General features: G+C 56.7%; 21 protein-coding genes. 17 read left to right on the plus strand and 4 right to left on the minus strand.

The features are described from left to right. Window positions 1-4: 4 nt before the first annotated feature. From iolG to COL8621_RS02055, 11 genes are all read left to right on the plus strand, one after another. The gene (gene iolG, locus COL8621_RS02005) at window positions 5-1,000 is read left to right on the plus strand and encodes an inositol 2-dehydrogenase (protein WP_093965661.1); all 996 of its coding nucleotides are present in this window, start codon (window positions 5-7) and stop codon (window positions 998-1,000) included. A gap of 22 nt (window positions 1,001-1,022) precedes the next feature. After that, window positions 1,023-2,108, plus strand: a complete 1,086-nt coding sequence (locus tag COL8621_RS02010; RefSeq protein ID WP_093965662.1) for a Gfo/Idh/MocA family protein — start codon at window positions 1,023-1,025, stop codon at window positions 2,106-2,108. A 67-nt stretch (window positions 2,109-2,175) separates the two neighbouring features. Then, window positions 2,176-2,496 (plus strand): Dabb family protein, encoded by a 321-nt coding sequence (locus tag COL8621_RS02015; RefSeq protein WP_093965663.1) that lies wholly within the window; start codon window positions 2,176-2,178, stop codon window positions 2,494-2,496. Continuing rightward, a complete protein-coding gene (locus tag COL8621_RS02020) occupies window positions 2,489-3,550 on the plus strand; it encodes a maleylacetate reductase (RefSeq protein WP_093965664.1) in 1,062 nt (353 codons plus the stop codon). The genes COL8621_RS02015 and COL8621_RS02020 overlap by 8 nt, the downstream gene beginning before the upstream one ends. A gap of 874 nt (window positions 3,551-4,424) precedes the next feature. Further along, window positions 4,425-5,222, plus strand: coding sequence for a hypothetical protein (locus tag COL8621_RS02025; protein WP_093965665.1), 798 nt, complete (start codon window positions 4,425-4,427; stop codon window positions 5,220-5,222). 477 nt (window positions 5,223-5,699) lie between these two features. Beyond that, window positions 5,700-8,579: a monovalent cation/H+ antiporter subunit A gene (locus tag COL8621_RS02030; protein WP_093965666.1), complete on the plus strand. Its 2,880-nt coding sequence runs from the start codon at window positions 5,700-5,702 to the stop codon at window positions 8,577-8,579. Between the two features lies 1 nt (window position 8,580). Further along, on the plus strand, window positions 8,581-8,937 hold the full coding sequence (locus tag COL8621_RS02035; protein WP_093965667.1) for a Na+/H+ antiporter subunit C: 357 nt from the start codon (window positions 8,581-8,583) through the stop codon (window positions 8,935-8,937). Continuing rightward, on the plus strand, window positions 8,934-10,475 hold the full coding sequence (locus tag COL8621_RS02040; protein WP_093965668.1) for a monovalent cation/H+ antiporter subunit D: 1,542 nt from the start codon (window positions 8,934-8,936) through the stop codon (window positions 10,473-10,475). Before COL8621_RS02035 ends, COL8621_RS02040 begins: the two co-directional genes overlap by 4 nt. A 1-nt stretch (window position 10,476) precedes the next feature. Continuing rightward, a complete protein-coding gene (locus COL8621_RS02045; RefSeq protein ID WP_093965669.1) occupies window positions 10,477-10,977 on the plus strand; it encodes a Na+/H+ antiporter subunit E in 501 nt (166 codons plus the stop codon). Next, on the plus strand, window positions 10,974-11,261 hold the full coding sequence (locus tag COL8621_RS02050; RefSeq protein WP_093965670.1) for a K+/H+ antiporter subunit F: 288 nt from the start codon (window positions 10,974-10,976) through the stop codon (window positions 11,259-11,261). Before COL8621_RS02045 ends, COL8621_RS02050 begins: the two co-directional genes overlap by 4 nt. Then, a complete protein-coding gene (locus COL8621_RS02055; RefSeq protein WP_093965671.1) occupies window positions 11,258-11,644 on the plus strand; it encodes a cation:proton antiporter in 387 nt (128 codons plus the stop codon). Before COL8621_RS02050 ends, COL8621_RS02055 begins: the two co-directional genes overlap by 4 nt. Before the next feature lie 355 nt (window positions 11,645-11,999). Here the strand turns inward: COL8621_RS02055 and COL8621_RS02060 are convergent, their stop codons facing one another. Continuing rightward, window positions 12,000-12,350 carry a hypothetical protein gene (locus COL8621_RS02060; RefSeq protein ID WP_093965672.1) on the minus strand — a complete coding sequence of 117 codons (351 nt, stop codon included), beginning with the start codon at window positions 12,348-12,350 and terminating at the stop codon, window positions 12,000-12,002. 643 nt (window positions 12,351-12,993) lie between these two features. On the opposite strand from COL8621_RS02060, the gene COL8621_RS02065 reads away from it, so the two are divergent. Beyond that, entirely contained in the window at window positions 12,994-15,174 is a 2,181-nt protein-coding gene (locus COL8621_RS02065; RefSeq protein WP_093965673.1) for an ATP-binding protein, read from the plus strand. Between the two features lie 268 nt (window positions 15,175-15,442). On the opposite strand, the gene COL8621_RS02070 is transcribed toward COL8621_RS02065, so the two are convergent. Then, window positions 15,443-16,348: a LysR family transcriptional regulator gene (locus COL8621_RS02070; protein WP_093965674.1), complete on the minus strand. Its 906-nt coding sequence runs from the start codon at window positions 16,346-16,348 to the stop codon at window positions 15,443-15,445. A 109-nt stretch (window positions 16,349-16,457) separates the two neighbouring features. Here COL8621_RS02070 and COL8621_RS02075 point away from each other — a divergent pair, with 109 nt between their 5' ends. The 4 genes from COL8621_RS02075 to COL8621_RS02090 all read left to right on the plus strand — a co-directional run bounded on the left by COL8621_RS02075 (window position 16,458) and on the right by COL8621_RS02090 (window position 19,851). Continuing rightward, complete coding sequence (locus tag COL8621_RS02075) at window positions 16,458-17,165, plus strand: NAD(P)H-dependent oxidoreductase (protein ID WP_093966870.1); 708 nt, start codon at window positions 16,458-16,460, stop codon at window positions 17,163-17,165. Window positions 17,166-17,287: 122 nt separating this feature from the next. Next, complete coding sequence (locus COL8621_RS02080; protein ID WP_093965675.1) at window positions 17,288-18,073, plus strand: CmcJ/NvfI family oxidoreductase; 786 nt, start codon at window positions 17,288-17,290, stop codon at window positions 18,071-18,073. Window positions 18,074-18,082: 9 nt separating this feature from the next. Then, window positions 18,083-19,066: an LLM class oxidoreductase gene (locus COL8621_RS02085; RefSeq protein ID WP_093965676.1), complete on the plus strand. Its 984-nt coding sequence runs from the start codon at window positions 18,083-18,085 to the stop codon at window positions 19,064-19,066. Beyond that, entirely contained in the window at window positions 19,063-19,851 is a 789-nt protein-coding gene (locus COL8621_RS02090; protein ID WP_093965677.1) for an SDR family NAD(P)-dependent oxidoreductase, read from the plus strand. Before COL8621_RS02085 ends, COL8621_RS02090 begins: the two co-directional genes overlap by 4 nt. An 88-nt stretch (window positions 19,852-19,939) precedes the next feature. Here COL8621_RS02090 and COL8621_RS02095 read toward each other — a convergent pair whose 3' ends face one another. Together COL8621_RS02095 and COL8621_RS02100 are read right to left on the minus strand one after the other, a co-directional pair. After that, the gene (locus COL8621_RS02095) at window positions 19,940-20,443 is read right to left on the minus strand and encodes a hypothetical protein (RefSeq protein ID WP_093965678.1); all 504 of its coding nucleotides are present in this window, start codon (window positions 20,441-20,443) and stop codon (window positions 19,940-19,942) included. 52 nt (window positions 20,444-20,495) lie between these two features. Continuing rightward, window positions 20,496-21,443: an SDR family oxidoreductase gene (locus COL8621_RS02100; RefSeq protein ID WP_093965679.1), complete on the minus strand. Its 948-nt coding sequence runs from the start codon at window positions 21,441-21,443 to the stop codon at window positions 20,496-20,498. 158 nt (window positions 21,444-21,601) lie between these two features. On the opposite strand from COL8621_RS02100, the gene COL8621_RS02105 reads away from it, so the two are divergent. Continuing rightward, entirely contained in the window at window positions 21,602-22,489 is an 888-nt protein-coding gene (locus COL8621_RS02105; protein ID WP_093965680.1) for an AraC family transcriptional regulator, read from the plus strand. Window positions 22,490-22,501 lie beyond the last annotated feature (12 nt).

Here is a 22,501-nt window from a genome sequence, read left to right on the forward strand (position 1 = left end):
ACACATGATCGGAATTGCCGTTCTTGGCGCTGGCCGCATTGGTAAGATCCATGCGGTCAACGCAGCCACCAACCCTGATGCCCGCCTAATTGCCGTGGCAGACCCCTTTGCCGAGGCCTGCGGGCCGCTGGCCGCCCAGCATGGGGCGGAGGCGATGACAGACCCGATGGCCGCCATTGCGCGCGATGACGTGGACGCCGTGGTGATCGGCACGCCCACGGACACCCACATTGGTCTGCTGACGCGCGCGGTCGAGCTGGGCAAGGCGGTCTTGTGCGAAAAGCCAATTGATCTGGACATTGGCAAAAGCGCCGAGGCCGCAGCAAAGGTCGAGGCGTTGAAGGGCCGCGTGATGCTGGCCTTCAATCGCCGCTTTGATCCCACCTTTGCCGAGGTGCGCCGCGCCATTGACGCGGGCAAGATCGGCGCGGTGCGGCAGGTGGTGATCTCAAGCCGTGATCCGGGAATGCCGCCCGAAGGCTATGTGAAATCCTCTGGTGGGTTGTTCCGGGACATGACGATCCACGATCTGGATATGGCCCGCTGGCTGCTGGGCGAAGAGCCGGTCAGCGTCACCGCCATGGCCTCGCGCGTGGTCGATCCGGCGCTGGTTGAACGCTATGACGATTACGACACCGCGATGGTGATCCTGCAAACCGCAAGCGGCAAACAGGCCCACATCAACAACTGCCGTGAGGCGGTATATGGCTATGACCAGCGGATCGAGGTTCTGGGCGAAACCGGCATGCTGTCGCATGACAACCTGCGCCCCACCACCATGCGGCTGACCACCGCCTACATGACCGATGCGCAGCAGCCGCTGCTGAACTTTTTCCTCGAACGCTACACCGCCGCCTACCGAGCCGAGATGGACGCCTTTGTGGCCGCTCTGGCGGGTGGCACTCCGCTGCCCACCACCGCCGCCGACGGGGTGCAGGCGCTTCGGCTGGCCGAGGCCGCGCTGGAATCGGTGCGCAGCGGCAAAACCGTTTCGGTTTGATTTTTACAGGGAGAACAAAGACATGACCTACGCCATTGGCTCTGACACCCCGCTTGGTATTGCCTGCCTGGGGATCACCCACCCGCACACCTCGGGCCGCGTCAAAGCGTTCAAACGCATGGCTAACGCCCGCGTTCTCGGCGCCTATGATGACAGCCCACTTCTACAGGCCTTTGTGGACGCGATGGAGATTGAGGCCCGCAGCAAGGACGAGATCCTGTCAGATCCCAATGTCCATGCGGTGATGATCCATCCCAAAAGCTATCGCATGGCCGATTGGGCGATCGAGGCCATGGAGGCGGGCAAGGCCGTTCTTTGCGAAAAGCCCGCTGGGCGCGGATCTACCGACACCGCCCGGCTTGTTGAGGCGGCAGAGCGCACTGGTCAGCTGTTTCAGGTGGGCTATTGCTGGCGTTATGCACCATCCGTCGACAAAATGCAGGAGGTTCTGCAAAAGGGCCAGCTGGGCAAGATCCTGCAGGTGCGCGCCCATGCGGGTTGTTCCCACAATGAGGCCGACACAGACCACATGCGCCAGCCGGGCGACATCGGCGGGGCCTTTTACGTCATCGGCTGCCACACCATTGACCGACTGCTTTTGCACTTTGGCATGCCCAAATCAGTCAACGCGCGGATCTCCAAGTTTGACGGCGTGATGCCCGACAACGCCCGTGAAGACGCCGCCGGGGCGATCCTGAATTACGATGACAAGATGATCACCGTGGACTTTATGTCCTGGGAGCCGATGCCCTGGACCGAAAGCTGGGACATCACCGCCTATGGCACAGAGGGCGTAATGCATTCGCGCCCCATGCCCTCGACCTATAAGATCTATAGCACTGGAAAACACGGGCTGCCGCAGGGCTGGACCGAGTATAACGAAAACTCATTCCCCGAGATCTGGGCCGTGCGCAAAACCGTCTATTCGCCCGAGATCGCCGAGATCGGCAATCCGGTCTACTTTGACCGCGAAGCGACGGCCTTTGAACAGTCGCTGCGCACGGGGGCGGCCTCCAACGTGCCGGCCACTCAGGCGCACAACATCAACCTGATCCTCGAAGCCTTGTTTGCCTCGTCCCAGCAGGGCGGCGGTGAAGTCGTGCTCTGACACAGCGGTCAGACAAAACAGCGCTGTGTCCCATGCCGGGACGCGGCACGAGATTGGTGAGGACAGAATGATCAAGCATATCGTCATGTGGAACATGGCCGGCGACACCGCCGAAGAACGCATCCGCGCCGCAGAGCATCTGCGCGCCCGGTTCGAGGAAATCCGGGAAGAGATTCCGGGGCTTTTGCATCTGGAAGTGGGCTTTGATCACAGCGGCGTGGACTATGCCTGTGACGTTGTCCTGTACACCGAATTCGACAGTCAGGAAGCGCTGGATGCCTATGCGACCCATCCGGCGCATCTGCGGGTCAAAGACGCGCTCGGCGCATCCCGGATTGCGCGCCATCAGGTGGATTACCGCCCCTACCAAAGGTTGAACCATGATTAATTTCACTTACACCGCTTTGCCCTCCCGCGTGGTTTTTGGCGCGGGAAAGCTGGCTAGCGTGGCCGAGGAGGTTCGCGCCATCGGGGCCAGCCGCGCTCTGGTGCTTTGCACGCCGCAGCAAACCAAGCAGGCCGAGCAGGTGGCCGCGCTTTTGGGCGACTGTTCGGCGGGCATCCATGACGGTGCCGAAATGCATGTGCCGATCGAAAGTGCCCGCAAAGCGCGCGAGATCGCCCGCGCGCTTGGGGCCGATTGCGCGGTGGCGGTGGGCGGCGGTTCGACCATCGGGTTGGGTAAGGCGATTGCGCTCGATTCGGGCCTGCCGATCATCGCGGTGCCCACCACCTATGCCGGATCCGAGATGACGCCGGTGTACGGCATCACGGAAAACGGCATCAAGACAACGGGTAAAGACGAGCGTGTGGTGCCCAAATCAGTGATCTATGACCCCGAACTGACCTATTCCCTTCCGTTGGGCATGTCGCTTGTCAGCGGGATGAACGCCATCGCCCATGCGGCCGAGGGGCTATATGCCAAGGACGGCAATCCGGTGATGTCGCTGATCGCAGAGGAGGGCATCCGCGCGCTGGCCGCCGGGCTGCCTGCGCTGCGCGCCGGGGCACAGGACGCCGAGGCGCGAGCGCAATGCCTGTATGGCGCGTGGCTCTGCAGCAGTGTTCTGGGCCATGTGGGCATGGCTCTGCACCACAAACTTTGCCACACGCTGGGCGGGAGTTTTAACCTGCCCCACGCCGAAACCCACAGCATCGTTCTGCCCCACTCGCTGGCCTACAACAGCCCCGCCGCGCCGGACGCAATGGCGCGCATTGCCCGCGCTATCGGAGCCAAGGACGGGCCAAAGGGCCTGCATGCGCTGGCGCAGCAGCTCGGGGTGCCCATGGCGCTGCGGGATTTGGGTGTGGTCGAATCCGATCTGGACCGGGCCTGCGATATTGCGCTGTCCAACCCCTACTGGAACCCGCGTCCTATCGAGGCCATGCCCCTGCGTGCGGTGCTTCAACGCGCATGGGAAGGCTCCGCGCCTCAGCCCTGATCCGTCCGGCTCGCCACCCCACAAACAATTAGTCCGGCCATTGAGCGCGAAACTCGAAGTGCCGGACCGCCCGTGACCAGCATGTGCTGCAGATGAAAAATGTTCACATCCCGCGCTTGGACCAGCAGTCAGTGGGAGGAATGGGTCGGGATACAGACATCATGTGATTAGTTCCATTTCCTGCACTGTGCTGCCTGCCCGGTGTAGCACGTAGACTGTCCGTTTCCGGCGTGTCGTTACCACTCCTGCGCAATGCAGCATCAAGTGCTAGGGGCTCGGAGCTGCCACTCACTGCAAAATGCGTCAACGTCGGCTTTTGCGCCGAAGACCTAGGGTGAACCTATTTGACTGCAACGGGTGGCAGGGGATTGGTTTGAATTTAGTGGAAGCTGGTGAGTTTTTTGATTGCGATGTGGCTGAGGTAGGTCCTTACGGTTTTTTTGGTCAAGGGCTGCGGTGAGGTGATAGATGTGCCTTGAAATAGAAGGGATTTTTGGGTGTGGGTAGGTAATGTCGAATGGAGCGTCACAGTTGTTGTGGCGTGTCACGCGACATGACCTAAACGTTTCAATAGGTCATTTTGACGGGTGATACGAAAGAGTGGCCTCGGGTATCATCCGAGGCAGTTTCAATGTCTGGCTGGGACTGGTGAACTGTGAAGGTAGGGGGCTGAAGGTGCCGCCGTTTCAACATACGCGGCGGAAGCTGGGCTTTCACTGCGAGTTCGGTGTCCGCCGCCTTTGGCTCCAAAAAAAACCTGACGACGTACAGCGGGTAACTATGTCATGACCGTCATTTAGCTTGTTGAATCTATTGGATAACTATAGTCAAAATCGCGACGATAGTTACTTTCACAAACAGGGCAGGAAGCATCATGAAGGCAGTGACAGGCGTAATTGTCGATCTTGAGGGTAGCAATCAGCAGATCGACAAACGCGACGATGGGCAGCTGGGGTATTTGGAAGACAACATCGAAGGCGCTGGCGTTCTTCAAGAACTGGCAGACAATCGCGGGACGCTAAAGGCGAAGCTTCGCACGCCCGACAACGAGGTTGCCCAAGTTTCTGTGCCATCTGCGAATTTTATGAAGCATGGCGACGTCGTCACTGTTGTGAAAGATAATGACGGCTGCGAGTTCTACTATGAGAACCGCACGTCTGACCGGACATGGGGGTTTTCGCGCTGTCCCGCAGATAAGCGGCGGCTAACAAAGTTTGCCCGAGCAGGGATCAACTGGGGCCTTTTTGGTGGGTTACTTGTGGGGCTGCTGGCGAGTCTGGGTCGCGGCCAGTCGGTGGGCCTCAATTTGACCGCGGGCGCATTCATTGTGATCGCGATCACTTCGATGATTTGGAGCCTGACAGGACGTCCACGCGCGGCGCGGCGTCATCTGGCGGCAGCAAAGGATTTGGCGCGGGGCCACAAGTCTACACATGAGTATTCATTGATGAGGAAGAGAAGGCAGTTTTGTTGGGCGGTAGGGAGCGCCCTGCTGGATAACAATGATTACGTCGGGTATTTGCGGGCTGTCTTCTTCAGCGCGCATAGGCGATCCCGCGCTGTCCGTGATCAGGTTTTTTGGAACCAAAGGCGGCGTAGCCTAAGAGAGAGTTTGGCCCATCAGTGTCGTCGAAAAAATTCGAAACGTGGTTATTGCCACGATACTACTTGAAATTGTGATGAATATGAATGCTGCCAGCTTAGCAGAAAGTTCACGGTCATGGTATTTTGGCTTCGAGCCAATGTACGAAAGGCAGTTTTAAGAAATTTCCGATGGAGCTGTCGTAGAGAAAATCGAACGCCTCACAGCGGCAGATGTTTCCGAGATACTTTCCGATCTTTCGGAAAATGAAGAATTTGTAGCATTAACCAGATCATACGTTGCACGCTCGAAAGGTTCCGCTCCAGAATTGTTGGAAGCCGAAGTGGACCTGTCGCGGTTTGATGCCGCTCCTTTGATAGCATTTATTGCAACAAAGGAGACGAACTATGGGACTGAAACGGACGGACGAATTCCGCGCTGATGCGGTACGGATTGCGCTGACCAAAAAAATGCGAGATTCTTGAATTAATTTGTCACTTGCACTTGCTTGTTGGCGCAACACCGGACAATCGTTCACACGAAAATTCAATCGGAATAGGAGCATGCGTGTCCCTCTTCATTATCGTAGCTCTGCCGTTCCTCGGCGCGTTGCTTCCGGGCTTGATGAACTCCGCTGGTCGGGCGGCAACAGCTGGCGTGACTTTCGCCATCTCACTGGCGGCATTTGTCGGCCTGTTGACTAACTTGCCAACGGTACTGGCTGGCGAGGTTGTGATGGCCCGGGTCGACTGGATGCCATTGCTGGGCCTTAATTTCTCTTTGATGCTGGACGGTCTGGGCTTTTTCTTTGCGCTCCTGATCCTTGGCATTGGTCTTCTGATCATCGCTTATGCACGCCATTATCTGAGCCGCGATGACAATATGGGGCAATTTTTCACCTATCTGTTGCTTTTTCAGGGCGCAATGGTGGGGATTGTTTTAAGCAATAACATATTGCTTTTGTTGGTTTTTTGGGAATTAACGTCGTTATCATCTTTCCTGCTCATTGGTTACTGGAAGCACTTGCCTGAAGGGCGTCAGGGCGCGCGCATGGCTTTGACGGTCACAGGTATGGGCGGTCTTGCGATGATCGGTGGCATGCTCATCTTGGGCGAAATCGTCGGGAGTTATGATCTTAGCGTCATTCTGCAGAACCGTGACGCGATCCAGGCCGATCCGCTCTATGTTCCAGCACTTCTTCTGATCCTATTGGGGTGCTTTACAAAGTCGGCGCAGTTCCCGTTTCATTTTTGGCTGCCCCATGCGATGGCGGCCCCTACGCCTGTCTCCGCTTACCTGCACTCTGCCACAATGGTGAAGGCGGGAATCTTCTTGATGGCGCGCATGTGGCCGGTTCTATCTGGCACCCCAGAATGGTTCACAATCATTATGACGGTGGGACTGATCACAATGGTCTTGGGGGCGGTGATTGCGCTGTTCAAGCACGACCTGAAGGCGTTGCTAGCGTTTTCGACGGTCAGCCATTTGGGATTGATCACCATGCTTCTTGGCACGGGGACCGCCTTCGGTGCGATGGCGGCTGTGTTTCACATCCTCAACCATGCGACGTTTAAGGCTGCCTTGTTCATGTCGGCGGGGATCATTGATCACGAGGCACATACGCGTGATATCAGGCGGCTGGGTGGCTTGCGAAAATTGATGCCCGTGACCTTTGTGATCGCGAGTTTGGCGGCTTTGTCTATGGCAGGGATACCGTTGCTAAACGGATTTTTGTCCAAAGAAATGATGCTGGAAGAAGCCAATCATACCGTGCTTTTCAACTCCCCCTGGTTGGTGCCCGCATTGGCAACCTTTGGATCACTGTTTTCAGCGGCCTACTGTTTCCGCCTTATCGGGCATGTGTTTTTCGGCCCGGTGCGCGACGACTACCCCGCCAAACCACATGATCCCGGTTCCGGCCTTTGGCTGCCACCAGCAATTTTGGTTGTATTCGTCGTTCTCATCGGGGTCGCGCCGTTTATGGCTGAACCGTTCGTCAAGCTTGTCACGGCATCCTTGTTAGGTGACGCCGCAGAGGTTCCAAAGGCGTATTTCAAGATCTGGCATGGGCTTGTTCCGGCGCTTTACATGTCCCTTATAGCCGTGGTCGGTGGCTTGCTAATGCTCCTGATCTTCAAACCGTCGCTGCGCCTTTGGGACAAAGCACCGCGCCCGGAAGCCAAGGTCATTTTTGAGGCGATCGTTGAGGGTGTGGTTCGATTGGCCCGTGCATTGATCCTGCCGCTACACAATGGTGCGTTCACGCGGTATGCGGCTATCGGGGCCGTTGTGTTTGTCGTCGCTGGTTATCACGCATGGACCACCGGGACAGTCGGGGCAACAACTCGCACCTTGCAAGCCGTGAATTTCGTATCCATCGCTGGTTGGATGATGCTGGTGGCCGCGACAGTTGGCATGGTTCTCATGCATCGCAACCGCCTGCTGTCGTTGATCCTAATTGGCATTGTCGGCCTTATGGTCTCGATCGGGTTTGTATACTTTAGCGCGCCTGACTTGGCGATGACCCAATTTACGGTCGAAGTCGTGACGATCATCTTGCTACTTCTTGCGCTAAATTTTCTACCCAATACGACCCCTATCGAAAGCTCGATCTTGCGCCGTGTGCGTGACGCAGGGGTCGCCGTGATCGGAGGGCTCGCAACCTTCGCGCTATCTTACCACTATATTCTACGTGATGCGGTCAGCGCGCCTATTTCAGAGTTCCATGTGGCCAATTCCTACAAGGGTGGTGGTGGCACGAATGTGGTCAACGTGATCCTCGTCGATTTTCGTGGGTTCGACACATATGGCGAGATCATCGTGTTGGGCATCGCAGCCCTGCTGATTTATGCGCTGACAGAATCATTGTTGAGCGGGCCCGTGCGCGCACGATTGCTTAACCGTAAACCTGATCAGGCACGGGCTGGCGACAAGCATCCAATGATGATGGTTGTGATGACACGTGTCATTATGCCGGTTGTGTTGATGGTCGGCTTCTACATCTTCCTGCGGGGCCATAACGAACCCGGCGGAGGATTCATCGCTGGCCTGATCGTTTCGATCGGTGTCGTCATGCAGTATATGGCGAGCGGGTTCGGTTGGGCTTCGGCAAGACTGAGATATCCATATCACGGGGTGATTGGGGCCGGTGTTTTGATCGCCGGTCTAACGGGCATCGGGTCTTGGTTTGTAAGCAAGCCGTTCCTGACATCCGATTTCACATATGTCCGCATCCCGCCCTTTGAAAAGTTCGAGCTGGCCACTGCTGCACTGTTCGACCTGGGTGTTTTCCTTGCAGTTGTCGGTGCCGTGATGTTGTCACTTGAGAGTTTCTCTCGTCTTGCACGGCTTGCCCAAGAGCCCAGCGATGATGAACCAATGGACATTGACCCGTCACGAGACGACTTGCCAACCAGCTTGGCGTCTTCCGAAAAGGAGGGCGTGTAGCATGGAACTGCTTGTTTCTTCTGCCATTGGCATCCTGACCGCTGGTGGTCTCTACCTTTTGCTGCGCCTACGGACATTCCCTGTGATTTTGGGGATCTCACTGCTCACCTATGCAGTGAACGTCTTTCTGTTCGCTTCTGGTGGTTTGACAATCGGGGCACCGCCAATTCTACGAGACGGAATAGATGCCTACACTGATCCGCTCCCCCAAGCGTTGGTCCTGACGGCCATCGTCATATCGTTCGGGATGACGGCGGTTGTGGTTATGATAGGCCTTGGGGCCTTCCTTGGCTCGGACGATGACCATGTGGATGATCAACCAGAGCCCGACGAAGATCGGTCGGAGAGCACGTCATGACCCATTGGATTGTATTGCCCATCATTCTACCTGCTCTGGTCGCACCTTTTATCGTTCTCGCGGCGCGGTATCACATTGGGATTCAGCGCGTCTTGTCTGTGGCAGGCGTTTTGGCGTTGATTGCGGCGGCCTGTGGCCTCGCTTTGCAATCGGCTGACGGGACAATCACGTTGTACCAGATGGGCGATTGGGCCGCACCGTTTGGCATCGTTTTGGTCGGCGACAGATTGTCGACGATGATGGTTCTGTTGACGGCCGTGCTTGCGCTGTTCGTTCTTCTTTACGCCATTGGATCTGGCTGGGACGACCGAGGGCGGCATTTCCATGCCTTGTTCCAGTTCCAGCTAATGGGGATTATGGGGGCGTTCCTGACAGGTGACCTTTTCAACCTGTTCGTGTTTTTCGAAGTGCTTCTGATCGCCTCTTACGCGTTGATGATCCATGCCGGAGGGAACGCACGGCTTCGGGCTGGCGTACAATACGTGCTGTTCAACCTTATCGGCTCAACCCTTTTCCTCTTCGCGCTTGGGTCAATTTACGCCGAAACCGGCACGCTCAATATGGCCGATCTGGCCCATCGGGTGGCACTCATCGGGCCGGAAGAAACCGTTGGTATTCGTGTGGCGGCGGTTCTGTTGCTACTGGTGTTTGCGATCAAAGCCGCGATTGTGCCACTGCATTTCTGGTTACCATCCAGCTATGCAGAAGCGCCGGCTCCTGTTGCAGCTTTGTTTGCGATCATGACCAAAGTTGGGGCCTACGCAATTATCCGGGTTTATACGATGATCTTCCCTCCAGAATTGGAGGTCACTGCAGGCTTGCATGATACATGGTTGCTGCCCGCGGCCTTGGTCTCGTTGGCCCTTGGGATGGTGGGTGTTCTCGCGGCTAAAAGGCTGGACCGGCTTGTCGCTTTTTCAGTGATCGGCTCGATGGGCATGGTGATGGTGTCAATCTCGCTGTTTACGCCTGCTGGCATCGCGGCAGCGCTGTATTACATTGTGCATTCGACGTTGGCAGGGGCCACGCTTTTCCTGATCTCGGACCTTGTGCGCACGGGGCGTGCCGACCTCAAGCTCACGCAACAACCGACTATCGCGGGAAATTCTCTGACAGCGGCACTGTTTTTTGTAGGTGCCATTGCGATGGCAGGACTCCCACCATTGTCTGGTTTTCTTGGGAAGCTATTGGTGCTCGACGCTGCGTTTGATAGCAATTTGGTAGTTTGGATCTGGGTGATTGTTCTGACATCAAGCTTGATCAGTATTCTTGGGTTCGCTCGGGCTGGCAGCATCCTGTTCTGGAAGGCTCACAGTGTTGAGCGAGGAGATGATATCGAAATGATGTCACCTCCCGCGACCTTGTCTTATGTCGCAGTCGGTGGGCTGGTTTCGTTGTTGGTGGCCCATACCGTCTTCGCAGGACAAGTTCACAGGTACACCAGCACCATGGCGGCTCAGCTGTTCGCACCAGAACCATATATTTCCACAGTGCTGGATACGCCCGGAAAACTGAGCAAACCGAAAGGGGACCACTGAAGTGACACGCGCACGTAATTGGCTATTGCCGCATCCCTTTCTGACGCTCTTGCTTGCTGTCGTTTGGATGCTTCTGCAAAACGAAGTCTCTGCTGGGATGGTCGTCTTTGGCGTTATCCTGGGGATCATCATTCCAAAAATAACTGCGATCTGGTGGCCAGATACCCCAAAAGGCTTCCGCCTTGGCAAGATGATTACCTATAGCTTTATAGTGCTGTGGGATATTCTGGTGGCCAACATTCAAGTCGCTTGGATTGTTCTGTCTGTTCCGAACTCAAAGCTAAGGCCAGCTTGGATCGTGGTTCCCCTAGAACTGCGCCAACCCGAGGCGATCACCATGCTTGCCGGAACAATCACTTTGACACCCGGAACTGTTTCAGCGGATCTATCAAGCGCAGGTCACAGCCTGCTTGTGCATGTCCTGCATACCGATGATCCCGACGCAATCCGAGATGAAATCAAATCTCGCTATGAGCGACGCCTGATGGAGATATTTCAATGACAGCCGCTACGGAGTTGATGAATATCGCAATTTTCGTCGCGTTCGTGACGCTCGCCCTTGGGCAAATCCTGTCAATGGTCCGACTGGTGCTTGGGCCTACATCTGGAGACCGGATACTGGCACTGGATACAATGGTTATCAATGCTCTGGGGCTTGTTGTTCTTTTGGGAATCTATCAGGGCGTACAAATCTATTTTGAGGTTTCGCTTCTGATTGCGATGTTGGGTTTCGTGTCAACAGTCGCACTTGCACGTTTCAAATTGCGTGGGGACATAATCGAATGAGTGTTGAAATTCTTGGAACATACGCAGTCACACTTTTTTTGTTGATTGGGTCAGGATTTGCCGCGGTTGGGGTTCTCGGGCTTCTGAAGTTCAACGATTCCATGACACGCCTACATGCACCTACAAAAGTTGGGACAGTCGGGATTGGTGCTCTGCTTTTGGCGTCGGTCGGCCATTCTTTTCTTATTGGCGGCTCGTCGATGCATGAGCTGCTCATCATGGCATTTCTTTTCGTGACAGCCCCAATTTCGGCCAACTTCATCGCAAAAGTTAATATTCATTCCCGCTCTTGTGAAACACCACCTGCGCCACTGCAAGATTCGACATGGTCTACCTTGAATGTTCCTGAAGAGGAGCGCGAAGTTGAGGAGAAGCCGAGCTAAGCATCTAGCCCGAATGATAGTTGCCTAACGCATCGAAAATTTGGCGAGGTCTTTTCCTAAACGAGTCGAACGTCAGACAAGGTCAGCGTTGAAAGATACTTCGACGCCAATGCCCTCGCAATTGCCAAAGCAGCGCAACGACACCAAAACTGGGGCAGAATGGCCTTAGTGCGTGATGGGCTGCTGCCTGAAAATGGAAAACCCCGACATAAGAAACTCAAGATCCTGATGCAGAAATGCTTGGTCCACATCTTGGATCTCGTGAAAAGCTCAGCCTCGACTAAGAGCGCCAAGCAACTCGGAATCGGCATCAAAGGATTTGAGGCGTTGGTAAATGACGGTCTCCTCCGGCCGATCAGAAGCGGCCCACAAGAAATGGCGATTTCGGCCAAAAGAAATTGAGGGCTTTTCGGGTCAGCTCCGTGAGCATATTGCTGGCAACAGCCCGGCTGACGAAGAAGACGATTGCAGCATACATCAAGCGTGCTTTGCATATGGATGTACAACGCCTCAGGTCGTCCGGCTCATTCTGACGGACCAGTTGGTTGGCTCGTGTCAGCATGAAGCCGATGATGGCATCAGCGGCATCCGTATTCGTAAAACGGAGCTCGTGACCAAGCTTCCGATTTTCACCAGCGATCACGTCACCGAGCATGATCTGAACAAGCGGCTTGGCTTGACCTAGGCCGAACTCAAACAGCTGCATGAGCTCAACCTGTTGCCGTGCTATCCAACTCCATCGGGCTGCCGACGGAGAATTCGGAATAGTGTGAGCGACGTAATTCTTGACCAGTTTCTGGAGCGATTTCAAACGGTGCGCAGTGCGGCCTTTTGTTTGCTTTTAGGCTTGCAAGACTCGCGTTTTACCCGGGCGAAGTTGGGGTTCTATACGGGCAATTTGGAAAACTCATTATTTCAAAGTGTTGAAAGTGGAAAAGACGCGATTTCGGACCGGACACCACAATGAAGAGCAACAGATTCAGGCTCTTCGAGCGACCGCAAGCATGCCTTGGTCACACCGGCATGCCGGCAGCACACCTTGCCTGCCCGATCAGATTCGCGTGTCCGCTGTCTCTGGCACAAAGGCACATCGAAGCATTGAATCACTAATATGTGCCCTTGCCCAACAGGTGAAGCGCGGCCGAGATAGCGCGGGAATCCCGCCGAAATGACACAACCTATACGAAATTGCTTGTACAGTTATTCTTTTGAGCAATCGGTATGTCCATTTTTCATCCAATTTATGTGGTCTTCTAGCGTGAAATGAAAAAGACCCAAGTTGCGAGGGCGGTCCAAGCTGTTCACGACGCTTCTCCCTTGGTTCGTGAAAATGGGCGCACTCAGACTTCATGGTTCGTACTAGTACTCAGGCGTCGGCGACGTTGGACGCCGAAGATCAATTTGATAGCGAGACAGGCGCGTTCAACCAGACAAAGGTGATATTAAACACGTCTTGGGGCATCATTTTGTCATGCCTCGGCTGGATTGCCCTTTCCTACTATCTGGAAGAGTTGCTAATCGCGGCCATCATCGCCCCGGCACTGCTTGGAACTATTGTTGCAATGGTGCTTGCAAAGCTTGGCAAACCTTTGCTGGCGCGAGTCATTTGGGTGTCGTCGGGCATCGTTGCTGTGACATTGGCAAATTTCACGCTCCATCCCGCTGCCAATCCTGAAATCATGTATCTTGTGCTGATCGGCGGGCCGTTCCTTACCTTCGCAATTGGGCGTGAAAACCTACAGCTTGCCCTGACACTAAGCGCGACCGCGGTTTCCCTAAGTTCGGTATTGATCCTCGGGCACGACTATTTTGGGCCGCCTCTGGTTTCAGAAGAAGTCGCGGAAAAGTACATTGCGCCGGGCACATTGGTAATGGTGCTTGTGCTTGTCAGCCTTGAGATGGCGACCTTCGGCATCATGGCGCATCATTTCCAAGAGAAGCTGGAAGCGTCGCGCAAAAAGGCGCGGCTTGCCAGCCGTGCCAAGACGGATTTCCTTGCAGCAATGAGCCACGAGATTCGGACCCCCATGAACGGGGTCGTCGGGATGATTGAAATTCTTGAGAACAGCAATCTTTCGACCGAACAATGCCGCATCGTTGAAACCATTCACGATTCATCTATGGCGCTGCTTACAATCATCGAAGATATCCTCGACATGTCGCGGATTGAGGCTGGCAAGCTTGAGCTGGCGCTTCAAAAGACGGACATCCTGTCGGTTTTCGAGAAATCCGCAGACACACTGCGGCCCTTCGCCGAGGCGCACAATGTCTGCCTGTCGATCTATTCTGACCCGAACCTTCCACAGTACATGACATGCGACCCTGGGCGGTTGCGTCAGATCACGCTGAACCTGCTATCCAACGCCATCAAATTCTCAAAGCGGCCTGCCGAAGATGAATGCGGCCATGCCATATTGGTGGTGCAACTTGGAAAACACGGTGCGCTTGAAATCATCGTTGCCGACGACGGCATCGGCATCGACTCCAGTTTTCTGGAAAACCTGTTCGATCCGTTCGAGCAGTCGTCAAAGGTCAAGGTTAGCAATTTCGGCGGTTCCGGGCTGGGCCTTGCGATTGTCGCGCAACTTGTCGGGAAATTCGGTGGCGTGATCGAAGTGGCAAGCGAACTGGGGCAAGGCGCAACCTTCACGGTTCAGATGCCAATCGTTGATCCCGAAGGGCGCGTAGACCCACCAGACCTGCGTGGGAAGACGATCGCCTGCTACAAAGGGATGAACTGGAGTTTGGGGCATTTCCAGCAGTTTGTCGAAACCTGTAACGGTGCCTTCAAGGTCTATGAGACCAAGGAAGACCTCGTCGCTGCCGCTCAGTCGCACAGCGAAGATGTCGTTTACCTTGTCTGCTATCGCGATGAAAACAGCGGCGGAAACGGACCTACTGGACGTGATGCGTGGGATTTCCCGCCCGACACCAAAGCGATATACCTAACGCGGTCGCAGAACCATTTGTCCGATCAATACGCACGAAAACATATCGTTCTGTTGGGTGGGCCGGTTCTGCCCAGCGCCTTTGCAGATGCCCTAAGGCGCGCGTTTGATCCCACATTCGTGCCGCAGGAACCGCGCGGTGTAACCACTGAAGAGGCGCAAAAGTGCACTAAAGATCCAAGCGCCCCACGCATTCTGGCGGCTGAAGACAACAAAATTAACCGGCTGGTTTTGGTTGCCCAACTGGAAAAGCTTGGCTTCACCGCGGTCGTGGTAGAGGACGGTGCCAAAGCCTATGAGCTGTGGAAGCGCGGTAGTTTCGACTTGATCCTGACCGATTGCCAAATGCCAGAACTGGACGGGTTTGAACTGACCCGGATGATCCGCACGGAAGAGGCGCAAAATGGCGGGCGGCGCATTCCGATCATCGCGATCACGGCAAATGCTTTGCGTGGCGAGGCTGACCATTGCTTGTCCGTTGGGATGGATGGCTACTTGTCGAAACCGACCAGCCTAAGCGGGCTTGAGGACACCCTGAATCGGCACCTTGCCAAAGACGTTTTATCGGGACGCCACAGGTAGGTATCAAGCCAACGTAAATCACGCCCGGTCGGTGCCACGGGGGGGGGCGGCATTTTCAAGCATGCAGCAGGGGCGATCAACAATCATCCTCCGTCGCCTCGGCGCCTATTCCCCTGCGCTTACGCAGCAATGCCCCGGCTTCGTAGTAATCCGAAGCCGAGGCTTTGGCGTTATTACGGCGTATTCCACAAACAGGACATGTAGATGATCCCGTAGTTTGGCCGTTTCGCGACAACTGATGGAAGCGGGCTTTCGGGTGCGCAGGCTCTTATCCTGACCAGCCGGGCCGGTTCCCCAACCGATCGATAAGGAAGTCCATGAATATCCGGGTCTTTGGTGTCAGGACGTTCGAACGGGGATAGACAAGCCAGAGGACCGCGTGATCGTTCAGCTTCCAATCAGCAAGCACGCGGACCAAATGGCCTGCCGCGATCTCTGTTTCGACGTTCCAAAGCGAATTTATCGATATTCCAGCGCCAGCAACGGAAGCCGCACGCTGTGCGTCACCATCGTCGACAATGGCCCGGCATGTCATGATCGCTGGGTCCAAGGTCGCAATTTCCCCGCTGGAACTGATCAGTTCACGCGCTTCGACATTCGCCCAGGCAAGGTAGCGATGGCCTTTTAGGTCAGACGGTAGCGTGGGTATCCCATAGTCCTTCAGGTAGTCTGGCGAAGCGCATAGGACGCGAATGTCCTCCGACAGTTTCCGCCCCTTCAAGCTGCTATCGGCCAGAGGCGCGCTTCTTAGCGCTAGGTCGAAGCTGCCTTCGATGGCGTCAAACCGCGTGTCCGAGAGGCGAAGGTCCAAGGTAAGATCGGGATAGAGTGACTGAAACTCCGGCAGAAGCGGCATGATGTGGAGTTGCGCAAAACTGCTTGGAGCGGCAAAGCGCAAGGTCCCTTTTGCTCCAACGTCCTGCCCCCCAAGTGCGGCCCGTGCAGCATCGGCCTGAGCCAGCATCTCCCGCGCGTAGGGCAGAAACTCCGAGCCTTCCAACGACAGCGATACCTTGCGGGTGGTGCGACGCAGAAGTTCGACGCCCAACTCGTTCTCAAGCTTGGCAAGGCGGGCGCTGGCGACCGCAGGGGCAAGGCCAAGCGCGCGCCCGGCTGCGCTGATGTTCAACCTCTCGGCGGCCATGACGAAGAGACGCAGATTGTCGGTATCCATCCAATTATATCCAAAACCGGTAAACTGTAATCTGATTTGCCTATATTTTATAGATTTCAACAAGTGATATCTGTCGATCCAGACGCAGTAACGCCCAATGGAGCCGGCCATGAACGCCATCACCAAGATCACCTCGGATCTGCAAGCGCAGATCCTCGACGCCTTCAACTTTCGCCACGCGACCAAGTTTTTCGACCCAGATCGCAAGATCAGTGAAGAAGAATTCGAGACGATCCTCGAAGCCGCGCGCCTGTCGCCAACCTCGTTTGGCCACGAACCGTTCAAGATCGTGATGATTCAGACGCAAGAGAAGCGCGAGCTTTTGCGCGAGTTTTCTTGGGGCGCCAACGGAATGATGAGCGGCACCACGGGCCAGTTGGGCACGGCGAGCCATTTTGGTATCATCCTTGCCAGCACCGCCGAAACGATGGCCGCTGGATCGGGATACCTCCAAGACCACTATCGCAACGTCAAGAAATTGCCTGACGAGGTGATCGAAATCTTCAACGGTGCCTATGGCAACTTCCAGACCACCGACCACAAGATCACAACGGACCGCGAGATCACCGACTGGTCTGGCAAGCAAGCCTATATCGTATTGGCGAACATGATGACGGCCGGTGCGCTGATGGGCATCGACAGCTGCCCGATGGAAGGTTTCGACATGGGCCGCACTACCGAAACGCTGGCAGAGCATTTTGGCATCGACACGGGCAAATGGAAACCGGCCGTAATGTTCGCTTTCGGCTATCGCGCCAAGGATCCCGAATTTCCCAAAACCCGCCGCACCATCGCGGACACCGTCAGCTGGTTCTGACACCGAACCCGGCAGGATCGACCTGCTATCACGACCTGATCGAAGGCAATGACATCCTTGCCTGACCTGCACCGGTCGGCCTGTAACGGGCCGACCGTCCCCGCACGAAAAGGAGACACCCGATGACACGCAGTGGAACATTGAATTACCACGTCCACAAACCTTTCCGTCAGGCGTTCGAGATCGACGCGGGCGGGATTGTCGGCAACCTCATCTCGCCCGAACTCGCTGCTACCGAGGTCGCTCTGAAAGATCAGCGTGACGGCAACGTCTCAGCAGACTTCATCGAAGATGGTTTCGCCTTCGCCCATGTCCCGACCAGCGTCTCCGATTTCGAGGCCGAAGGCTGGCAGCAAACCTACGATGCCGAGTTGACCGACCTCTTGCAACGCAAGCTCGGCGCGAAAGAGGTGATCGTCTTCGATCACACGGTTCGCATCGACGGTTCAAATGCCGATCGCCGTCCTGCCCGCAACGTTCACAGCGACTATAGCCCCAAAGGCGCAGAGCAAAGGATCGTAGACATTCTGGGCGCAGAGAAGGCCGCGGACTGGTCTGCGGGCCACTATGCGTTCATCAACGTCTGGCGCCCCGTTGGTGCCCCTATAAACAGCGCGCCCTTGGGCTTTGTCAGGCCCTCAAGCGTGGCCGACGCCGACTGGATCGAAATCGACCTGATCTATCCCGATCGTAAAGGCCAGATCATGGGGCTGGCGGCGAACACGCAGCACGAGTGGGTCTATCGCTCCCGCATGACGCCAGACGAAGTGGTCTTCTTCAACATCTACGACAATTCTGGGCGGCCATCCGTTGGCCACAGTGCGATTGACCTTACCGAAGACCCGAATGTCACAACCATCCGCAAGAGCATCGAAAGTCGCACGCTTGTGCGGTTCCAGAATGCGTAAGGCGGCTTGATGTTAGACAGCAAGAAAGCCGAAACATTCTGTCGCCTGAACCGGGCCTACAACACCGTGTTTCAGCCGAACCGGCTTAGCATCGGGCTGGTGGTGCCGCTTGAAGCACATGGCAACAACCCGGTGCCCGATATGGCCCGGCATCTGGAGCGTGCCCAGATGGCCGAGGCATTGGGGTTCTCGTCGCTCTGGCTGCGCGATGTGCCGTTCAACGTGCCAAGTTTCGGTGATGCCGGGCAAGTGTTCGATCCGTTCGTCTATCTGGGGGCATTGGCGGCTTCGACCCGTGAAATCGCGCTTGGCGTCGCCAGCGTTGTCCTACCGCTGCGTCACCCAGCCCATGTCGCCAAGGCCGCCGCCTCAGCAGATGTGCTTTCGGGTGGGCGTATGCTTCTTGGGATCGCCTCGGGCGACCGGCCAGAGGAATACCCGGCTCTGAACATGAGCTTTCCCGATCGGGGGGATCGTTTCCGCGACAGTGTGGACTATCTCCGCGCCATGGCCGAGCATTACCCGCGTCTGGATGCGGCGCAGGGCACGCTTTCCGGCCAGATCGACATGCTGCCTAAACCCACGGCGGGCCGGGTTCCGCTGTTGATCACCGGCGGCAGCCAGCAATCCCCCGACTGGGTCGCGCAGAATGGTGATGGCTGGATGACTTTTCCCCGCGATGCCGCATCACAGGGACGCGTGGTCGCCGATTATCGCCGCCGGATCAGCGAGGCCGGTCTGCCGGACAAGCCGGTCATGCAGTCGCTTTATGTCGACCTTGTAGACAGGGCCGACGCCCCGCCGCGCCCGATCCACCTTGGCTTTCAATCTGGCACCGATTTTCTGCGGCAGTATCTTAACGAAGTGCAACACCTTGGCATCAACCATGTCGCTTTGAACCTAAGGTTCAATAGCGCCAATATCGAAGACACGATGCAACGGCTGGCGGACGCGCTTTTGCCCGAATTTTCCAATACGGAGAAACGAACATGACCAAGACCATTCTAATCACTGGCGCGACCGATGGCATCGGACTTTTGACGGCCAAGACGCTTGCCGCCGAGGGCCACAACGTCCTTCTGCACGGGCGCAGCGACGAAAAATTGCAGGCCGCCGCGCGTGAGGTGGGCGGCAACCCCCAGACTTATCGCGCCGATCTTTCCCGGCTGGACGAGGTCAGCGAACTGGCGGATGCGGTGCTGTCTACTCATGACCACCTTGACGTGCTGATCAACAATGCGGGCGTGTACAAGACCTCTGAAACTCGCACCAAGGATGGGCTCGACGTGCGCTTCGTCGTCAACACAATCGCGCCCTACGTGCTGACCCGCCGCCTCTTGCCAATCATCCCGAAAGACGGCCGTGTGGTAAACCTCTCTTCTGCTGCGCAAGCGCCGGTAGATCCCGCCGCTATGCGTGGCAAGACAGCGTTGGACCACATGGGCGCTTATGCCCAAAGCAAGCTGGCGATCACCATCTGGACGCAGGACATGGCGAAGGGTTACCCGGATGGCCCTGTCTTCGTAGCGGTCAATCCCGGCTCGCTTCTGGCGTCCAAGATGGTCAAAGAAGGCTTCGGTGTCGCTGGAAATGATCTGCAGATCGGGGCGGACATCCTGCGCCGCGCTGCGCTGTCCGACGCGTTCGCGGACACCTCAGGCAAGTATTTCGATAACGACGCCCACCGTTTCGGCCTGCCGCACCCAGCCGCTGACGACACGGGGCATGTTGCCGCTGTCATGGAGGTGCTTCGCAAATTGGCAAATCATCAGGATTGATTGCGGAACTGCCCCGCATCTGCGTGCGAATGGCCAGCTTAGCCACAAACAGGACAAGTTGGCCGTTTTTATTCGGTCTAGAAGGGGTCTACCTCGATACCGCGGCCAGTAGCTGGGCCCGATAGGATTCCAAACGCGCGCTGGCGTTGCTGTCGACGAACATGACGGCACAGAGGAACGCGATGGTCGTGATCAGCCCTGCGCGCCAAACCGGACTATTCATCACGATGATCAGCGCGGCCGCGGCGACGATCAACAGCGGCATCACCTTGAAGACCGCCGTTCCGTATTGCGCCACCGTTTTGTCGACGCGCATAACCTCGGACGCGACAAAGCCGGGCCCGTCCTGTGCGACCGCCGGGCCGAAACCTGCAAGACTGCTCCATGTGCCGTACAGTAGGCCACCGCCAAGGATCAGCAGCAGCATGCCTGCCACCAGCGTCGGCACCACGTAGGCGCGCGCCATATCCGTGCGCCCGATCTGCCAGAATGCAATACTCGCGGCGATAAACAGCGCGCCCAGCAGGATGAAGACGCTGTTAGAGATCATTTCGGCCTTGGCCCAGTCTGTGGCGGTTTTCAGTATATCCATCTCTGCTTCCGGTCTTGGTGGGGGCAATGCGTCCCGGGTGAAAATTCGGCCGTCAAACGGACCAGGTGAAGCCGGTGGCCTGCTCTGAGCCTTTCCAAAGGCGGGACATGACAGCCTTGTCATGCGCGTGGGGTTCAAGCGTACCACGACCCACGGGGCCCACGAATTCCATTCGCCCGGTGGGGCCATAAAGGGCGCGCTGCTCTAGCCCATCTTCGGTTGCGCACATGACTTCGGGATAGGCGCCTTTTTCGGCCGTCTGCACCATCGGCGTCTTGGCCATCAGCCACCATGTGATCCGTGTCATCAGGCCACCACTGGTACTGATCAGCGAGGTAGCGGAGGAGCCGGGATGACAGACATAGACCTCGACATTGCGAGAGGCCTGCTTGACCCTGTCCTGAAGCTCATACGCGAACATCATCTGCGCCAGCTTGCTTTGGCTGTAGGCCGTGTTCGCGCCATAGCCCTTTTCCCAGTTCATGTCGTCGAACTTAATGGTGCGCAGACCCATCTTGTAGCCGAGGCTGGCCACCACAACGATGCGGCCGGCGGCCTGCTCGATGCGATCAAACAGCATCCCGCACAGAACGAAGTGACCATAATGGTTGGTGCCCAGTTGGCTTTCGAACCCGTCCACGGTCAGTTGGCGGGTGGGCACCTGCGCGATGGCCGCGTTGCAGATCAGCGCGTCGATACACGGAACGGTGTTCAGAACCTCCTGTGCGGCGGCGCGCACGCTGGAAAGATCCGACAGGTCCATGCGGACAAAACTGACGTCAGCCTGCGGACCGAATTCGTTCTTCAATCCCTTTATGGCGGCTCCAGAACGCTCTGCGCTTCGGTTCAGCATCACCACCTTCGCGCCTTGGGTCAAAAGGATGCGCGCGGCCTGAAACCCCGCGCCTGCATTGGCACCGGTGATGAGGTAGGTCTTCCCCGCGAGGGAGGAAAGGCGATCTGGGGTCCATCCCTTAGCGCCAAAGAGCGTATCTGCCATGTGTCTGATCCTTCCAATATCTGCGCCGGTTGGGCGCTGGTGTTGATCTGGTAAATAAATCTCATAGGTCGCGCGAAATAGGTGCAATAGTCGCGAATACTTGCCCGATTGTATCAATGCCATTGCAGAGCGGCATTTGCGCGCAATACAAATGGCGCATGAGCAAGAACACCATCAGGCAGATCATCGAAACCCGGATGCCAAAGGACGGTATGATCGACACCGGCATCACGGGCGTCCAACTGTTCCGCGCGACGCAGGCTGTGCCCTGCGCCCCAGCGGTTTATGAACCCTGCGTCATCGCGATTGTCAGCGGTGGCAAGGAAACCGTGTTGGACGGGGAACGCTATGTCTATGACAACAGCGAATACATGTGCTGCCCAATGTCCATGCCGGTAGAGGCGGGGACGCCAACCGCATCCTCCGAAAACCCGCTTTATGGTGTTTATGTCGCGCTCGACCAGCGGCTGATGACAGAGCTGACGATTGAGATGGAGACCACCGGCAGCCGCCTCCCCACGACCAAGGGCATCGCACGAGGTATTCGGCTGGCCCGCTGGGACCATGGTTTCCTCGACGCACTCTTGCGTTTGGTGCAACTGGGGAACAACCCGACCGACACCGCCGTGCTGGGCGACGCCCGGCTGCGCGAGCTGTATTACGCCATCCTCAAAGGCGAGGCTGGCGCGTTTGCCCGGCAGGCCTTCGGTCCCGGCAACGCGATCGCCCGGTCCATCGCGCATGTATCTTCCCGGTTGGATGAGGCCGTCTCCATAGACGAGATGGCCGCCCACGCAGGCATGAGCCGCGCGGTGTTCCACCGCAAGTTCAAGCAGGCCACGACCCTGTCGCCCATCCAGTTCGTAAAATCCATGCGCCTGAACAACGCCGCAATGAAGATCGCAGGCGGCATGACCGTTTCAGAGGCCGCGATGGATGTCGGCTATGTCAGCCCCTCTCAGTTCAGCCGCGAGTTCAAGCGCATGTACGGCCAATCGCCAAGGCAATGGAGCGATGCACATCAATTGCCTGCGGGCATGCTGTAACGTCTGAAGGGT

This window comes from Actibacterium lipolyticum (assembly GCF_900184935.1).
GTDB lineage: Bacteria > Pseudomonadota > Alphaproteobacteria > Rhodobacterales > Rhodobacteraceae > Actibacterium_A > Actibacterium_A lipolyticum.

Bases quoted from the DNA above. Each gene is read 5' to 3' on its own strand.
- COL8621_RS02100 (WP_093965679.1), bottom strand. From the start codon at position 21,443: ATGGCAGATACGCTCTTTGGCGCTAAGGGATGGACCCCAGATCGCCTT.
- COL8621_RS02090 (WP_093965677.1), top strand. From the start codon at position 19,063: ATGACCAAGACCATTCTAATCACTGGCGCGACCGATGGCATCGGACTT.
- COL8621_RS02070 (WP_093965674.1), bottom strand. From the start codon at position 16,348: ATGGATACCGACAATCTGCGTCTCTTCGTCATGGCCGCCGAGAGGTTG.
- COL8621_RS02055 (WP_093965671.1), top strand. From the start codon at position 11,258: ATGAGTGTTGAAATTCTTGGAACATACGCAGTCACACTTTTTTTGTTG.
- COL8621_RS02085 (WP_093965676.1), top strand. From the start codon at position 18,083: ATGTTAGACAGCAAGAAAGCCGAAACATTCTGTCGCCTGAACCGGGCC.
- COL8621_RS02060 (WP_093965672.1), bottom strand. From the start codon at position 12,350: ATGCAGCTGTTTGAGTTCGGCCTAGGTCAAGCCAAGCCGCTTGTTCAG.
- COL8621_RS02075 (WP_093966870.1), top strand. From the start codon at position 16,458: ATGAACGCCATCACCAAGATCACCTCGGATCTGCAAGCGCAGATCCTC.
- COL8621_RS02010 (WP_093965662.1), top strand. From the start codon at position 1,023: ATGACCTACGCCATTGGCTCTGACACCCCGCTTGGTATTGCCTGCCTG.
- COL8621_RS02105 (WP_093965680.1), top strand. From the start codon at position 21,602: ATGAGCAAGAACACCATCAGGCAGATCATCGAAACCCGGATGCCAAAG.
- COL8621_RS02020 (WP_093965664.1), top strand. From the start codon at position 2,489: ATGATTAATTTCACTTACACCGCTTTGCCCTCCCGCGTGGTTTTTGGC.
- COL8621_RS02035 (WP_093965667.1), top strand. From the start codon at position 8,581: ATGGAACTGCTTGTTTCTTCTGCCATTGGCATCCTGACCGCTGGTGGT.
- COL8621_RS02080 (WP_093965675.1), top strand. From the start codon at position 17,288: ATGACACGCAGTGGAACATTGAATTACCACGTCCACAAACCTTTCCGT.
- COL8621_RS02095 (WP_093965678.1), bottom strand. From the start codon at position 20,443: ATGGATATACTGAAAACCGCCACAGACTGGGCCAAGGCCGAAATGATC.
- COL8621_RS02040 (WP_093965668.1), top strand. From the start codon at position 8,934: ATGACCCATTGGATTGTATTGCCCATCATTCTACCTGCTCTGGTCGCA.
- COL8621_RS02065 (WP_093965673.1), top strand. From the start codon at position 12,994: ATGGTTCGTACTAGTACTCAGGCGTCGGCGACGTTGGACGCCGAAGAT.
- COL8621_RS02025 (WP_093965665.1), top strand. From the start codon at position 4,425: ATGAAGGCAGTGACAGGCGTAATTGTCGATCTTGAGGGTAGCAATCAG.
- iolG (WP_093965661.1), top strand. From the start codon at position 5: ATGATCGGAATTGCCGTTCTTGGCGCTGGCCGCATTGGTAAGATCCAT.
- COL8621_RS02050 (WP_093965670.1), top strand. From the start codon at position 10,974: ATGACAGCCGCTACGGAGTTGATGAATATCGCAATTTTCGTCGCGTTC.
- COL8621_RS02015 (WP_093965663.1), top strand. From the start codon at position 2,176: ATGATCAAGCATATCGTCATGTGGAACATGGCCGGCGACACCGCCGAA.